This window comes from Bradyrhizobium sp. CCBAU 53351 (assembly GCF_015291745.1).
Taxonomy (GTDB): domain Bacteria; phylum Pseudomonadota; class Alphaproteobacteria; order Rhizobiales; family Xanthobacteraceae; genus Bradyrhizobium.
In genome coordinates this window covers 6,585,698-6,600,907 of sequence record NZ_CP030059.1, presented here as the reverse complement: position 1 = coordinate 6,600,907, position 15,210 = coordinate 6,585,698, and the positions used below count along the sequence as shown (strand labels likewise).

The window sequence follows — 15,210 nt, the reverse complement described above, 5'->3', positions numbered from 1 at the left end:
GCAGCATGATCCCCGGCGAACTCTTCATCCAGGACGGCGAGATCGAGCTCAATGCGGGCCGCAAGACTGTGACGCTGACGGTGGCCAACACCGGCGACCGCCCCATCCAGGTCGGCTCGCACTACCATTTCTTCGAGACCAACCCGGCGCTGAAATTCGACCGCAAGAAGTCCCGCGGCATGCGCCTCGACATCGCCGCCGGCACCGCGGTGCGTTTCGAACCTGGCCAGACCCGCGATGTGCAGCTGGTGGCGATGGCGGGCAAGAAGACGATCTACGGTTTCCGCGGCGATGTAATGGGGAAGCTGTGAGCGTCGCAGGAACGAGCGCGGCACGGCACGGTTGAGGCGAGAATGGAGGTCCTTGCCATGCTCTCCCCCATCCGTCTCATATCTGAAGCTGCCGAGCTCGCCGCACAGCGCCACAACGGCATGGCACGCAAGGGGCGCGGCAGCGAGCCCTATATCAATCATCTCGCCGAGGTTGCGAACCTGCTTGCGACCGCGACCGACGGCGCCGATGCCGAGCTGGTCGCGGCCGGCTGGCTGCACGATGCGATCGAGGACACCGACACCACGCGCGAGGAGCTTGCGCAGACGTTCTCAGAGCGAGTCGCCGCCCTGGTCGTTGAGTGCACGGACGACATGAATCTGCCGAAGGCCGAGCGGCGGCGGAAGCAGATCGAGGACGCTCTGCACAAATCGCCCGGCGCGAAGCTGATCAAGATCGCCGACAAGATCAGCAATATAGGGGCACGCCTTCATACGGATCCGACCACCGAGGAGCTTGACGACCTCGCCGACTACAGTGGATGGGCCACGCAAGTCGTTGCGGGCTGCCGCGGCGGTAATGCGTGGCTCGAGGCGAAATTCGATGATGCCGTGAAAGCAGCGAAGGCCTTGCTGTGATCCACCAAACGTTCAACCGCAAACGGGGCTTGTGATGTCCGTAAAGATGAAGCGTTCCGTCTATGCCGACATGTTCGGCCCCACTACGGGCGACAAGGTGCGGCTGGCCGACACCGACCTCATCATCGAGGTCGAGAAGGATTTCACCACCTACGGCGAGGAGGTGAAGTTCGGCGGCGGCAAGGTGATCCGCGACGGCATGGGTCAGTCGCAGGTCACCAACAAGCAGGGCGCGGCCGATACCGTGATCACGAATGCGCTGATCGTCGATCACTGGGGCATCGTGAAGGCCGACGTCGCCATCAAGGACGGCATGATCTCCGCGATCGGCAAGGCCGGCAATCCGGACATCCAGCCCGGCGTCACCATCATCGTCGGTCCCGGTACCGACGTAATCGCGGGCGAAGGAAAGATCCTCACGGCCGGCGGCTTCGACAGCCACATCCATTTCATCTGCCCGCAGCAGATCGAGCACGCGTTGATGAGCGGCGTCACCTCGATGCTGGGCGGCGGCACCGGCCCTTCGCACGGCACCTTCGCCACCACCTGTACGCCGGGCCCCTGGCACATCGCGCGGATGATCCAGTCGTTCGATGCTTTCCCGGTCAATCTCGGCATTTCCGGCAAGGGCAACGCCTCGCGGCCCGCAGCCCTGGTCGAGATGATCAAGGCGGGCGCCTGCGCGCTGAAGCTGCACGAGGACTGGGGCACGACGCCGGCTGCGATCGACAACTGCCTGTCGGTGGCCGACACGCACGATATCCAGGTCATGATCCACACCGACACGCTGAACGAATCCGGCTTCGTCGAGGACACGATCAAGGCATTCAAGGGGCGCACCATCCACGCCTTCCACACCGAGGGCGCCGGCGGTGGCCACGCCCCCGACATCATCAAGGTCGCCGGCCTGAAGAACGTGCTGCCGTCCTCGACCAACCCGACGCGGCCCTTCACCCGCAACACCATCGACGAGCATCTGGATATGCTGATGGTGTGCCACCATCTCGATCCCTCGATTGCGGAAGACCTCGCCTTCGCCGAAAGCCGCATCCGCAAGGAAACCATCGCCGCGGAAGACATCCTGCACGATCTCGGCGCGCTCTCGATGATGTCCTCGGACTCCCAGGCGATGGGCCGGCTCGGCGAGGTCATCATCCGGACCTGGCAGACCGCCGACAAGATGAAGAAGCAGCGCGGGTCATTGCCGCAGGACAAGGGTAAGGACAACGACAATTTTCGCGTCAAGCGCTACATCGCGAAATACACCATCAATCCCGCCATCGCGCACGGCGTGTCGAAGCTGATCGGCTCGGTCGAGAAGGGCAAGATGGCCGATCTCGTGCTGTGGTCGCCGGCCTTCTTCGGCGTCAAGCCGGACTGCATCGTCAAGGGCGGCACGATCGTCGCAGCTCCCATGGGCGATCCCAACGCCTCGATCCCGACGCCGCAGCCGGTGCACTACCAGCCGATGTTCGGTGCCTTCGGCAAGGCGCGCACGGCGTCCTCTGTGGTGTTCACCTCGAAAGCTGCGATCACCGGTGGTCTCGCGCGAAAGCTCGGCATCGAGAAGAAGCTCTATGCCGTGCAGAACACCCGCGGCAAGATCTCGAAAAAGAGCATGATCCACAACGACGCCACGCCCAATATCGAGGTCGATCCGGAGACCTATGAGGTGCGCGCCGACGGCGAGCTGCTCACCTGTGCACCCGCCGAGGTGCTGCCGATGGCCCAGCGATATTTCATGTACTGAAATAGCGCCTCAACGCATGTCCCCGGCTTGTATCCGGGGACGGTTTCTTGCGATTTTGCGTTCGATCCCGCCTGGTCTAATGTCCCGCCCGGTATTGAACCCAGAAGAAAAGCCGGGAGGATTTCTCGTGATCTATGTCGTCGCCACCCTGACCATCAAGCCCGAAACGCGCGCCGAATTCATTGCGGCCGCCACCGCCTGCATCAAGGAGACCCGGAAAGAGCCCGGCAATATCGCCTATGATCTGCACGAGAGCGTCACCGACCCTGCCAAGATGGTGTTCGTCGAGCAGTGGGAGAACGCCGAGGCGCTGGTGCCGCATCGTGGCATGGAGCATATGAAGACGTTCGGCCGCGTCGCGGTGAAATGCTTCACGGCGCCGCCGAAGATCGAAGTGATCACGCCCGAGAAGGTCGAGACACGGTAACGGGGTAAAAGCATGATCCGGGCGACGCAGGTCAAGGGACAGCACCGCTTCGCGGAAACGCCGGCGGACACGGTTGTGCTCGATTTCGACGATCGGCACCGCCGCCGCATGGCGATGACGGGCACGCGGGGGCTCGAATTCCTGCTCGACCTCGAGCACGCCACAGCACTCCGCGGCGGCGATGCGCTGGTGCTCGAGGACGGTCGCCTGGTCGAAGTGGTGGCGGCACCCGAGCCGCTGCTGGAAATCCGCGGCCGCGATCCCCATCACCTCATCCGCGTCGGCTGGCATCTCGGCAACCGTCATCTGCCGACCCAGATCATGGCGAAGGCCTTGCGCATCCGCCGCGATCACGTCATCGAGGCCATGGTGATGGGCCTCGGCGCGCGCGTGATCGAGATCGAGGCGCCGTTTGATCCCGAAGGCGGCGCCTATGCCGATGCCGGCAACGCGCATGGACATGACGACCACGCGCATCACGATCATGGCCATCATCATGATCATGGTCACGATCACCATGATCACCACGGACATGATCACCAGCATGGTCATGCCGCGCATGACCACGGCCACGATCATCACCATGACGAGCATTGCGACCATCCGGACCATCACCACGGCCACAAGCATGCTCATGACCACAAATGAGCGGGTCGGCGCCGGCGGCCTCGACGAAAGCGAGGCGGCGGCGCTGTATCGGCTGATGACCTGGCTGTCGCCGGCCTTCCCGGTCGGCGGCTTCTCCTATTCCAGCGGCATCGAATGGGCGGTCGAGGCGGGGGACATCGTCGATGTTGCAACGCTGGACGACTGGCTCGACGCGATGCTCAGCGACGGCTCCGGCTTTTGCGATGCGACGTTTCTGGTCCACGCCTATCGCGCCGCAGAGGCGGGCGAGAAGGTCTCGTTGAACGAGATCGCCGAGCTTGCCGCGGCCTTCGTGCCTTCGCGCGAGCGGCAGCTGGAGACGAGCTCGCAAGGCCGCGCCTTCATCGACATCGCGCGTGCGGCGTGGGATGCCGACGGGCTGGATGCCATGGTTGCGGCGTGCCACACGCCGCCGGTCTATCCGGTCGCGGTCGGTGTGGTCGCAGCCGTGCACGGCGTGCCGCTGGGGTCGACGCTGCACGCCTTCCTGCATGCGCTGGTCTCGAACTGGATTTCTGCGGCCAGCCGCCTCGTTCCACTCGGCCAGACCGACAGCCAGCGCGTGCTGGTGAGGCTGGAAGCCGCCGTGGCCGCGACCGCGCTTCGTGCGCTGAATGCGACATTGGACGATCTCGGCGGCGCGACCTTCCGCGCCGATCTCGCCAGCCTGCGGCACGAGACCCAATATACGCGGCTGTTCCGCTCGTGAGGGCGCCGCGCCTTCAACCCATCGGGAGAAAGCGAACGACATGTCGAAATCTCACGGCCCTTTGCGTGTCGGCGTCGGCGGTCCGGTCGGATCGGGCAAGACCCAGCTGATGGACCTGCTCTGCAAGGCCATGCGCGAACGCTATGACATCGCCGCCATCACCAACGACATCTACACCAAATGGGATGCGGAGTTCCTGGTGCGGTCGGGCTCGCTGACGCCGGACCGCATTGCCGGCGTCGAAACCGGCGGCTGTCCGCACACCGCGATCCGCGAGGATGCCTCGATGAATCTGGCTGCGGTCGCGGACATGCGCGCCAAGTTTCCCGGGCTCGATCTCGTGCTGATCGAATCCGGCGGCGACAATCTCGCTGCCACTTTTTCCCCTGAATTGGCCGACCTCACCATCTACGTGATCGACGTCGCCGCCGGCGACAAGATCCCGTCCAAGGGGGGGCCAGGCATCACCCGGTCCGATCTCCTGGTCATCAACAAGATCGACCTTGCTCCCCATGTCGGCGCCTCCCTGGAGAAGATGGACACGGACGCCAGGCGCATGCGCGGCGAGCGTCCCTTCGTCATGACCAACCTGAAGAAGAGCGAAGGGCTCGACCGGATCATCGGCTTCATTGAGGCCAAAGGCGGCCTGAAACGGGCGGGCTGACGGCGCGACGACTTGGCGCACGCGTTTTTCGCCGTTAACCTTGGCGGCCGGGCCGCAACGGCGGAACAAATTTCGGACACGGCGATTGATTACCTCCGGTGCCCGGGCGATCCATCCTGGCCAGACCATCGGCCGGGCGGATTAAGCTTTTCAGGCGACCTACGTTGCGTACCGATGTCTCCTCCTCCATTATCTCTGCCACCGGGGTTCACCCTGTTTCGGCACATGGCCGTTCGAGCGGCGTTCATATGCTCCTTGTTTATTGCCGACCTCCTGCTTTCGCCTGAGTAGTCGCGTGGTCCGGCTGGGTTTCATCATCGGTTTCATTGCTCTGCTCGGAGCCTTGCTCTCCGGGCTTGCGGCCTATCGCGTCCACGATCAGGAGCTGGCACTGGACCGGATCGCGCTCGCGCGTGCGATCGACGTGCATGCCAGCCTGGTTCAGGACCGGCTCACCGAGCGCGAATTGCTTGCGCGTGTCGCCTCAGGCCTGTTCCGCACGCCGTCCGTGATCAAGCCGAACATGCTGGAGCCGCTGCGCTCGGCCATCTACGCCTTCAAGACGGATTTCGTGGTGGCCGGCTGGATCGCCCGGTTGAAGCCGAACGAGTTGACGGCGGCGCAGGCCGCCATTGGGGGCGCCGGCTTCCCGAATCCGACGATCCGCAACTATGACGACAAGCCGATCAATCCTGCCGAGATTACCCAGCCGATCGACGTGCTGCTGGATCTCGAGCCGCGCAGCGACGAGACCAAGGCCCTGCCGGGCCGCAGTTACGATCAGGACCAGGTTCGCAGCGCCATGCTGACGCGTGCGCGGATCGAGAAGAGGTCAGTGGCTTCGGACCCGGTTCCGCTGCTGCGCGCAAACGGGCCGGTCGGCGTCATCGTGGCTGCGCCCGTCATTCCCGAGGGGGCAACCGAGCCGGCTGGGTTCGTCACGTTTTCCTACGAGCTGGCGTCGCTGATGCTGACCAATGACGACATGTCGTTGTTCTCGGTCGCGCTCAGGGATCCGCGCAAGGAGGGCGGCGAGCTGATCGCCAACGACCAGGGCGTGGTCTCGACGCGCAGCGTGGCGGCGGACGGAGCGGCGCCGTCGGCGACGCGTACGGTGAGCTTCGGTGGCCGTGATTGGCAACTCGGCTATTACGCGAAGACCAACTCGGTGCGGCGTGCCGAGCAGACTGCGATCATCGTGGCGGCGATCGGCTTTGCGATCACTGCGATGGTGTGCGGTCTGTTTGGCTATGTCGCCTACAACAATCTGCGGCTCAGCCGGGAAATCCAGGTCCGGATCGGCTTCGAGCGCCGGCTGACCGCGGTCATCGACGAGCTCAACCATCGGGTCAAGAATATCCTTGCGGTGATCCAGTCGATCGTGACGCGCACCTTGCGCCACGGCTCGGACATCGACGTCGCCCGCGAGCTCCTGATCGGGCGAATCCATGCCATGTCCAACGTGGTCTCGCTGCTCAGCGAGAGCCAATGGCAGGGCGTCAAGTTGAAGGGCCTGTTCGAGGCGCGAGCCATCCCGCATGCCGACCGCATCGCCGTCACCGGTCCGGATATTGCGGTCAGCGCACGCGCGGCGCAGAGCCTCTCGCTGCTGTTCTTCGAACTCGCCTCGCATTCGGACGAGGGCCTGTCGCTGGTTGGCAAGCATCCGCACATCACGGCTAATTGGACCGTGACGGGCGAGGGGACCGAAGAGATCTTCAGTTTCCGCTGGGAGGAGTTCAACACCAGCGAGGCGACGCGCCGCCCGGATTCCGATTTCGGCCTGATCCTGCTCGACCGTGTCGCCCCCGAGGCGCTCGGCGGCACCGCCAAGCGCTATTTCACCGAGGCCTCCTACGTCTATGAGCTGACCGCTCCCATGGAGACCGTGGTCGACATGACCGAACGCGATCGCACGGACAAGATCTCGGCTCCGGTGCGGCCTGCGCGCGGCTAGGCTTTCGGCCGCAAGATCAGATCGACCAGATTGCGCGCATAGGCCGGCGTGATCGGCGCGATGCCGAAGACGTAGCGGTAGAACAGGCCGCCGTAGATCGCGTCGTAGAGATCCTCGGCCGGCCCTGCGGCCAGGATGCTGCCGTCCTGCTGGCCTGCCGCAATCATCTCCACCAGCGCGTCGCGGCGGAACTGCAGATAGCGGGCGTAGAACAGCTCGGCAGAGCCGGTCCTGGAAATGCATTCGGAGATGACGGCGAGCTGCACCTTGCCGAACTCGCCCTGGAGCGCCTCGGCATAGGCCGCGGCATGACGGCGCGCGCGGGCCGCGGGACTGCCGGAGCTCACCGGGGGAAGTGGCAGCATCTGCGCGGCATGTTGAAGGAAGGCGTCGATCAGAAGCGCCTCGCGAGACGGCCACCATTTGTAGATCGTCATCTTGGAGACGCCGGAGTGGCGGGCGACCGCGTCGATGGTGGTGGCGGCAAGGCCGGTGGACGCCATCAGCACATAGGCGCTTTCGAGAATGGCGTTGCTGGTCTCGATCGATCGCGGCCGGCCGCGCCGGGGGGCGCTGTCGGCCCCGTCATCCCCGCCATTCGCCGTCACCACGTCCGGTCTCCCCGCGCAACCCGCTCCTTTACCGGGATAGCGCAGCGGCGGCGGTCAACCTAGCGGAATCGCGCTTCAGGCCTGCTGCCGCAAGGCCTTGGGCAGGTCCTGCCATTTCGACCAGGCGACGTAATAGGCCACCGCGGTCATCGCGGCGAATCCGGCGAGGCTCACCACGATCTGCATCACGACCAGATTGGCGCTGGTGATCAGGATGAGATGGCCGGCGAAAGACAGGAACACTCCGACGCAGAACACGGCAAGCCATTCCTCGCCGCATCGGATGACCGCCTGGAGCGGCTTCAGCCGCAGTCCGGGGTGATCGGCGGGAATAAGGTGAGTCACCAGCAAAGCGAGGGCGAGGAAGTGGACCACGCGATAGGGCGCGAGGTTTTCCTTGTCGGTCGGCGCGATGCTGTCGAGGAGAACGTCCGGCAAGTAGCCAGACAATTGCGGAGAATGGCGCAGCATGGTGACGGCCATCGCGAATATGAGATAGGCCCCGGCGAGTATCCGCAGCCAGGGCATGTCGCGGAGCGCGCGCCCCGGCGCGCCTGTCACGGCGAACCAGCCGCCAAGCACCATCAGCATCTGCCAGCACAGCGGATTAAAGGTCCATTCCTGGTCCGGATAGACCCGGAAATTCCAGTCGAACCAGCGTGCGGCAAGGTACAGCGCGACCGATGCCGCCAGCGTCAGGTTCGGCCGCCGCAACAGGCCCCACAGCGCGAGCGGAAAAAACGCCATCAGCGGGATCATCAATTGCAGCAGATCGAGATTGAGCGGCTCCTCCTGCAGCACGAGGCCGCGGACCAGGATGCGCAGCGGGTGCTCGAGAATCCCCGAAATGTTGTATTCGTGGATGATTTCCGGAGCCATCGACTGCGAGGCGACATAGGCGATGGTGTCGATGTAGATCACGAACAGCACGACATAGGCGGCATAGAGCCGCCAGACGCGCCGGAAAATGCGCGTTGCGGCGACGAAATAGCCGCGCTCCAGCGCAATCCGGCCGTGGATGATGGCGACGCCATAACCCACCACGAACACGAACAGATCGGCAGCGCCGCTGAAGCCGAAGTTGCGCAGCGTCAGCAGGTTGACGACGTTATTGGGGATGTGGTCGACGAAAACCGACCAATTGGCGATACCGAGCGTCAAATACAGCCTGGCGTCGTGGTGGAATGCGGCGAGGTTCGCCTTGACGGACGGGTTCATTGAGTAAAATAGCTTTGGGAATCAGGATGACGCTTTTACCGGCAACCGCCTGCCCATCCGAGTAGCGTTTGCGTGAGGTAACGATCATCCGCTTAAAATTGCGCAAAACCGGCCGATAAATTCCGCCGCGTACCCGCCGTCCGTCTTGCGGCGAAATTTTCTTAACGTGGTCCGGTCCTTACTCAGCCGGTTCGGCCGATACCTCGTCGGACACGCCGGCGCGGCTCGCCATGATGCCCAGTGCGACGCCACCGATCGCCAGGATCGGCAACAGCCGCTTGACCCCGATGGCCCGAACGATCTGGAGCCCGGTCGCGAGCAGCATGGGGTCCGCGAGCATGCTCTGCGACGCCGATTTAGCGGCACGCTCGGCCGCGATCTGGGCTTGCTTACGCAGCTCTCGCTTGTAAGCCCAGTAGCTCACTGCGGCGGCCAGGGTCAGCAGAAAAAAGACACCGGCGCCCGCGAGGCAGGCCTGCACCGGACCATATTTGTTGAGCACGGAAATGAATGCCGCCGCACACAGGAAGCAGGTGGTGATGAACAGCGCGAAAGCCGCGCCTGCGGCCAGGGAGGTCAGCCGCACAGTCGTACCCGTGGATGCGCTGATCCCGTCGATAATGCGCTGAAACATGGCCTTGCTCCTCAGATCCCCACAAGCCTATTCGTCCACAAGCCAGCATCGGCGGCGCGGTAGCGCCGCCGTTCTCATGTTCCTTTACGCTTCCTACCGCCGCCACGCGGCCCCGATCAGGAAGCCGATGCCGAGCGCGAGCCCGACGGTCGCGAGCGGCCGCTGGGTGATCGCGTCTTCGAGCGTCTCCTCGATCGATCCGTAGGCCTCCTGGGCGGCGTCCATCATTGCGCTGCCGCGCTCCGACATGTCGTCCATGGCGGTGTCCATGTTATCGCGCGCCTGGCGGTAACCGCGGCGAGCCTGCTTGCTGGTGGAATTGGCAAAGGTGTTGAGCGCGTCGGTGATCTGGTCGGTGAGGGCGGCGATATCGCTTTTCACGGCTGCTACATCCTTCTCGAGGCGTTCTCTGGTGGCTTTGTCGGTCCAATCTCTCATCCCGGCTTCGGCGTTGGGCGTGGACATCGGGAGCTCCGAACTGTTGGCGGCTGAGATAGCCGGAAAACGTTTCGTCACCCGGGAAGTTCCGTTCGTGGAAACCGGTCAGCCCTGCGGAAGCTGCGGTGCATCCACCGGCATGAGATGCTCCTTGAGGATCAGAGCGACGATCAGGAGCGGCGACGACAGGAAGGCGCCCATCGGGCCCCACATCCAGGTCCAGAATGCCAGCGCAAGCAGGACTGCAAGTGCATTCAGCGCCAGCCGCCTGCCGATGATAGTGGGGGTGATGAAGTGCCCTTCCAGGAAGGTTAGACCGCCGAAGGCGAGTGCCGCCATCAGGCCGCCGCTGATGGTCGGAAAGGCAACCAGCCCCACAACGACCAGCACCGCGAACATCGCAACCGGCCCGATGATCGGGATGAAGTTGAGCGTCGCCGCGAGCGCGCCGAGCCCGGCTGGATTGGGCATGCCGGTCAGCGCACAAATGAGGCCGGTGCCGATGCCGACGCCGACGTTGATGAGGGTGACGGTCAGGAGATAATTGCCGAGATGCTCCTCGATCTCGTTGAGAATCCGGAGCGTGCGAAGCCGCGCGTCACGATCGCCGAAGTTCATGATCATGGCGCGCCTGAGGTCGCGCCAGCTGGCGACGAACAGGATCAAGGTGACGAAGAACAGCAGGAATTCGGTGAAGGTCGGTGACAGGAATTCCAGCGTCGGTTGCACCCACTCGACTTTCGGCATCTGGAAGCTCGGCAACCCTTCGGAGCCGCCGATCATGGCTTGCGTCTCCCGCCACAGCGACAGCGGCCGGTCGAACACGTGCAGCTTGTCCTTCAGTTGTGCGCCGAGCTCCGGCAGGCGCGTGCTCCACTCCATCACCGGGGAGGCGATCAACGCCACAACGAAAGCGACCACGGTGGTTCCTGCGAGCACGATCAGAACGGCACCGACTGCGCGCGGGACCTTATACCGCTCCAGAAAGCCGGCCGCGGGCGACAGCATGGTGCCGACGACAAAAGCCATCACCACAGGCAGGAAGAATGCCCTTCCGACGTAGAGCACGGTCACGACGGCAATCAGCAGCAGGCCTGCGAGCGCAAAAGCGACGAATTCGGTGCGGCGGATGACCGGCGGCAGCTCGACATGGCTGTCGGGAAGCGGAGCGCCTTCGCTATTGCCGGGAATCGGACGTTCACTCGGAAGGACGCGCACAATCTCTCTCCCGCACGGAAGCCTCGCACCGCGCGCCCATTGGTAACGGATAATGCGCGAGGCTTAAGCTGGTTCCATCGCGGCTTCGTGAAGATGTGCTCGCTTGACTGTGACAAGCCTGCCGCGCGTTGCGCCGGAACTTGGGTCGCCCCCGCGGCGTTCTACGGGAAGCGCATCACCCTGATGCACGCATCCAACGGGGCAGCACATGACAAAGTTCTCTGCAGTCCGTCGCAGCTTCTCGCCGCGCGCGGTCACCGCGTTCGCCTTCGCAACCACTCTGCTCGTGGTCCCCCTCGGCGCCGCGAGCGCGCAGACCTTCGGTTATTCGCCGATGCAGCCGCAAGCGTACCCGCAGGACCAGGGCTACGCGCAGGGCTCCGTGAACGAAACGCCGCAGGCAACCGACGAGGATGCCCAGCTGCCCGATCGCCTGCGCAAGCAGATCGTCGGCTTTGATCGCAGCGAGCCGGCCGGCACCATCGTGATCGATACCAACAACACCTATCTTTACTACGTGCTCGGCAACGGCCGTGCGATCCGCTATGGCGTCGGCGTCGGCCGCGAAGGTTTCACCTGGTCCGGCGTGCAGAGCGTCAGCCGCAAGGCGGAGTGGCCGGATTGGCATCCGCCTGCAGAGATGATCGCGCGTCAGCCGTATCTGCCGCGCTTCGTCGCCGGCGGCCCCGGTAACCCGCTCGGCGCGCGTGCGATGTATCTCGGCTCAAGCGAATACCGCATCCACGGCACCAACGATCCCTCCACGATCGGCAAGTTCGTCTCCTCCGGCTGCATCCGCATGACCAACGAGGACGTCACCGACCTGTTCGGTCGCGTCAATGTCGGTGCGAAGGTCGTGGTGTTGCCGAAGAATGCTCCGCTGATGGCCAAGGGCGGCGACCCGGTGCGCAAGCGTCCGGCCGTGACAACGCTCCCCTCGGGTCGGCAGGCGCTGAATATCCCGGCGTCGTCGGCCGTGAACTAGAGTTCCGTGAGGTCACATGAGTAAACGATCAATCCGCAAACTGGCCGTTGGCACAGCGGCACTGCTCGCCGTCGCCGCCTCCGGTCTGGCACTGGCGCCGTCGGCGCATGCGGAAGATTTCTTCTCGGCGCTGTTCGGCGGCTTTCGGATGCGGCCACCGCCGGAGATCCGAACGCCGTTCCCGAACGACGACATGCCCCGCTATGAAGGGCCGCGCCAGCGCGCCTCCTATGGCGGCGGCACCGCCTATTGCGTCCGCGGCTGCGATGGCCGCTACTTCCCGGCGCAAGGCAACGACGCGGAGAGCAAGGCGCAATCGTGCAAGAGCTTCTGTCCGTCGTCGGAGACCTCGCTGGTTTATGGCGGCAACATCGACGACGCCACGACTGACAAAGGCAAATCCTATTCCGACTTGCCCAACGCGTACCGCTATCGCAACGAGATCGTTGCGGGCTGCACCTGTAACGGCAAGGACCCTGTCGGGCTCGCGCAGGTCAAGGTCGAGGACGATCCCACGCTGCGCAAGGGCGATATCGTTGCCGGCACTGACGGTCTCGTTGTCGCCAGTCGCAACGCCGGCGATCGCCGCGGCGTCGCGATGAATTTCTCGCCGCTGCCGGAGTCAGTGCGCGCCAAATTCCGCCAGGTGCCGGTGGTCGCGAAGGAGTAGCGGCAAGATTATAAATTTGGCGCGGCGCTGTCTCGCCACATCGAGCTATTGTTCCTGCGTTCGCAGGGACGACAGTGAGCGTGCGGCGCCGTCGTGCCCTACGCCGCGCGGATCTTGCCGAGGAAGTCGCTGACCTCCTGACCGAGCTGGCGGCTCTGCGTCTCCAGCATCTCGGACGCCTGCTTCACATTGTCGGCGGCTGCAGCGGCAGCGTCCGCATCGGCTTTGACGCCGGTAATATTATCCGAGACGTTCTTGGTGCCCTGGGCCGCATATTGCGTGCTGCGGGTGATCTCTTGGGTCGCCGCGCCCTGCTCCTGCACGGCGGCGGCAATCGCGGTCGCCACTTCGTTGACTTCGCCGATGATGCCGCCGATCGCCTGGATCGCGTTGATGGCGTCACCCGCGACCTTCTGGATGTCGGCGATCTGCTCGGAGATTTCCTCGGTCGCCTTGGCGGTCTGGCTCGCCAGCGACTTCACCTCGGAGGCGACGACGGCAAAGCCGCGGCCGGCCTCGCCGGCGCGCGCAGCCTCGATCGTGGCGTTGAGCGCGAGCAGATTGGTCTGCGCCGCGATGGTGTTGATCAGGCCGATGACCTCGCCGATGCGTCCCGCCGACTGCGCCAACCCCTGAACGGTGCTGTCGGTTTCGCGCGCCTGATTGACGGCCCGGCTGGCGATGCCGGCGGCGTGGGAGGCCTGCTGGCTGATGTCGTTGATCGAGGCTGAAAGCTCCTCGGCGGCCGCGGCCACGCTGTCGACGCTCATCGAGGCGTCGTTGGAGGCCTTGCCGGCGACCTGCACGCGGTCGTTGGTCTGGCGCGACACGGCGGAGAGGTCACCCGAGGTCTTGCGCATCTCCCCGGAGGCCTCGCTCAATTCGCCCAGCGTCTTGCGCACCGCGCCCTCGAATTCGCCGACATAGGCCTCGACGGCGCGCTGGCGTGCGGCAGCGCCCGCATTGCGCTCGCTCTCCTGCTGTTCGATCTTGAGCTTGTCGGTGGCCTGCTGCTTGAAGGTTTCCAGCGCTCCGGCAAGCGCGCCGATCTCGTCCTGGCGGTCGAGATAGCCGCTGTCGACGGCAAGGTCGCCGCCGGCGACCTTCAGCATGGCGTCGCGGATGGTGTTGAGCGGGGTGATGACGCGGCGGCTGACCAGCATGATCGCCGCTGCGGCGAGACCGATGGCGAGCGCGAGCAGTCCAAGCTGCATGATCAGCGCGCGTTGCGCTGCGGAGCGCTGCTCCAGCGTGTGGTTCTTGGCCGCGTCAAGCGCGGTCTCGGCGACGGCAACGGCGCTGGACAGGCGGCCGACCGTCACGGGAGTCCACTGGTTCGCGGTCATCTCGGCCTTTTCGCCCGCGGCGAGCGCGGCCACCAGGCGGTCGCGCAGGGTCAGATATTGCGGATCGAAATATCCGGTCTTGGCCGCCGCCATGGCGGATGACAAGGCCGGCGGCAGTTGCATGCCCGAGGTGGACAATTCCAGCGCCTTCCACATCGCGGCTGTCCCGCCGACATATTGGGTGTAGGCGAGGCGGGCCTCGGGCGTGACGCGGCCGGCGTTCAGTCCGGTCGAGACGACCAGCGAGGCTTCGCCGCCGGTGTTGCGGAGCAGCCAGGCGTTCTGCTTGATCGACAGCAATTGATCGATCGCGGCGTCCTGGTGATTGACGGTGGCAGCCAGGGCGTTCGAGAGCTTGTCGAGCGTATCGAGCAGGCCCTGCGTCGTCTCCATATAGGCCTTCGGCAGGCCGGCGCGGCGCTGGTCCTTCGGTTTGGCGACATCCTCCCAGAACTGCTTCTGCTGTTCGGTCAGCTGCTTGTGGAGGCGCGCGAGCTCCGGCACCATCGTACCCGATTGCAGGAAGTCCATCGCCGGCAGCAGCTCCAGCGCATGGGTCATGGCGGGCATCTCGGCGTCCCGGATCCCGCGGAGATATTTCTCGATCTCCGCGTCCATCGGCTCGGTCGCGTTGAGCAACCGATTGGTGGTCGAGCGGTCGGTGCGCAGATTGTGCATCGCCTTGAACAGATCGGCGGACGCGTCGGCGATCTGCGAGATGCGTTGGGCGGTCTTGAGGCGATCCCAGGACTCGTAGGCGGTGAGCGAGAGCGCAATCACCACACAGGCCGATGTGATCGCGATCACCGCCTTCAGCAGCGCGGACACGGTCAGACGATTGAACATCGAAGTCCCCCAATTCCCAAGTGCAAAGCTCAAACGAACGCCCGGCAACATCGACAAACGTGGGCGTGGCAGATCGGCAATCGCATGCCGTTTGCGGCTCAGAGCGCAAACGGTCGTCGCATCTGAAAGGCAAAGGGTAAAATTTTAGGCAGGCCGGACGATGGTAGAACTACGGATTTAC

General features: G+C 64.4%; 16 protein-coding genes. 10 read left to right on the top strand and 6 right to left on the bottom strand.

What is annotated here, in order from left to right; all coding sequences use genetic code 11:
• Nucleotides 1-5 precede the first annotated feature (5 nt).
• The 8 genes from XH83_RS31380 (at nucleotide 6) to XH83_RS31345 (ending at nucleotide 7,063) form a co-directional block, all read left to right on the top strand.
• Nucleotides 6-311 carry an urease subunit beta gene (locus XH83_RS31380; RefSeq protein ID WP_035708642.1) on the top strand — a complete coding sequence of 102 codons (306 nt, stop codon included), beginning with the start codon at nucleotides 6-8 and terminating at the stop codon, nucleotides 309-311.
• Nucleotides 312-368: 57 nt separating this feature from the next.
• Nucleotides 369-908 (top strand): HD domain-containing protein, encoded by a 540-nt coding sequence (locus XH83_RS31375; RefSeq protein WP_194404455.1) that lies wholly within the window; start codon nucleotides 369-371, stop codon nucleotides 906-908.
• 34 nt (nucleotides 909-942) lie between these two features.
• Nucleotides 943-2,658 (top strand): urease subunit alpha, encoded by a 1,716-nt coding sequence (ureC, locus tag XH83_RS31370; protein WP_194404454.1) that lies wholly within the window; start codon nucleotides 943-945, stop codon nucleotides 2,656-2,658.
• A 127-nt stretch (nucleotides 2,659-2,785) separates the two neighbouring features.
• Entirely contained in the window at nucleotides 2,786-3,085 is a 300-nt protein-coding gene (locus XH83_RS31365) for a putative quinol monooxygenase (protein WP_018318764.1), read from the top strand.
• 12 nt (nucleotides 3,086-3,097) lie between these two features.
• Nucleotides 3,098-3,733: an urease accessory protein UreE gene (ureE, locus tag XH83_RS31360; protein WP_194404453.1), complete on the top strand. Its 636-nt coding sequence runs from the start codon at nucleotides 3,098-3,100 to the stop codon at nucleotides 3,731-3,733.
• Nucleotides 3,714-4,442, top strand: a complete 729-nt coding sequence (locus XH83_RS31355; protein WP_194408457.1) for an urease accessory protein UreF — start codon at nucleotides 3,714-3,716, stop codon at nucleotides 4,440-4,442. Before ureE ends, XH83_RS31355 begins: the two co-directional genes overlap by 20 nt.
• A gap of 40 nt (nucleotides 4,443-4,482) precedes the next feature.
• Complete coding sequence (ureG, locus tag XH83_RS31350; protein ID WP_194404452.1) at nucleotides 4,483-5,106, top strand: urease accessory protein UreG; 624 nt, start codon at nucleotides 4,483-4,485, stop codon at nucleotides 5,104-5,106.
• 295 nt (nucleotides 5,107-5,401) lie between these two features.
• Nucleotides 5,402-7,063, top strand: coding sequence for an HWE histidine kinase domain-containing protein (locus XH83_RS31345; RefSeq protein WP_194404451.1), 1,662 nt, complete (start codon nucleotides 5,402-5,404; stop codon nucleotides 7,061-7,063).
• On the opposite strand, the gene XH83_RS31340 is transcribed toward XH83_RS31345, so the two are convergent.
• The 5 genes from XH83_RS31340 to XH83_RS31320 all read right to left on the bottom strand — a co-directional run bounded on the left by XH83_RS31340 (nucleotide 7,060) and on the right by XH83_RS31320 (nucleotide 11,182).
• The gene (locus XH83_RS31340) at nucleotides 7,060-7,674 is read right to left on the bottom strand and encodes a TetR/AcrR family transcriptional regulator (protein ID WP_194404450.1); all 615 of its coding nucleotides are present in this window, start codon (nucleotides 7,672-7,674) and stop codon (nucleotides 7,060-7,062) included. The two genes, XH83_RS31345 and XH83_RS31340, sit on opposite strands and share 4 nt — an antisense overlap.
• 75 nt (nucleotides 7,675-7,749) lie before the next feature.
• The gene (locus XH83_RS31335; RefSeq protein WP_194404449.1) at nucleotides 7,750-8,892 is read right to left on the bottom strand and encodes an OpgC domain-containing protein; all 1,143 of its coding nucleotides are present in this window, start codon (nucleotides 8,890-8,892) and stop codon (nucleotides 7,750-7,752) included.
• Nucleotides 8,893-9,070: 178 nt separating this feature from the next.
• Nucleotides 9,071-9,526 carry a hypothetical protein gene (locus XH83_RS31330; RefSeq protein ID WP_194404448.1) on the bottom strand — a complete coding sequence of 152 codons (456 nt, stop codon included), beginning with the start codon at nucleotides 9,524-9,526 and terminating at the stop codon, nucleotides 9,071-9,073.
• Between the two features lie 93 nt (nucleotides 9,527-9,619).
• Nucleotides 9,620-9,991 carry a YqjD family protein gene (locus XH83_RS31325; RefSeq protein WP_194404447.1) on the bottom strand — a complete coding sequence of 124 codons (372 nt, stop codon included), beginning with the start codon at nucleotides 9,989-9,991 and terminating at the stop codon, nucleotides 9,620-9,622.
• A 78-nt stretch (nucleotides 9,992-10,069) separates the two neighbouring features.
• Nucleotides 10,070-11,182 carry an AI-2E family transporter gene (locus tag XH83_RS31320; RefSeq protein WP_194404446.1) on the bottom strand — a complete coding sequence of 371 codons (1,113 nt, stop codon included), beginning with the start codon at nucleotides 11,180-11,182 and terminating at the stop codon, nucleotides 10,070-10,072.
• 208 nt (nucleotides 11,183-11,390) lie between these two features.
• Between XH83_RS31320 and XH83_RS31315 the strand changes: the two genes are divergently transcribed.
• Together XH83_RS31315 and XH83_RS31310 are read left to right on the top strand one after the other, a co-directional pair.
• Nucleotides 11,391-12,167: a L,D-transpeptidase gene (locus XH83_RS31315; RefSeq protein WP_194404445.1), complete on the top strand. Its 777-nt coding sequence runs from the start codon at nucleotides 11,391-11,393 to the stop codon at nucleotides 12,165-12,167.
• A gap of 16 nt (nucleotides 12,168-12,183) precedes the next feature.
• On the top strand, nucleotides 12,184-12,837 hold the full coding sequence (locus XH83_RS31310) for a DUF2865 domain-containing protein (RefSeq protein ID WP_194404444.1): 654 nt from the start codon (nucleotides 12,184-12,186) through the stop codon (nucleotides 12,835-12,837).
• Nucleotides 12,838-12,935: 98 nt separating this feature from the next.
• Here the strand turns inward: XH83_RS31310 and XH83_RS31305 are convergent, their stop codons facing one another.
• Entirely contained in the window at nucleotides 12,936-15,029 is a 2,094-nt protein-coding gene (locus tag XH83_RS31305; RefSeq protein WP_194404443.1) for a methyl-accepting chemotaxis protein, read from the bottom strand.
• Between the last annotated feature and the right edge of the window lie 181 nt (nucleotides 15,030-15,210).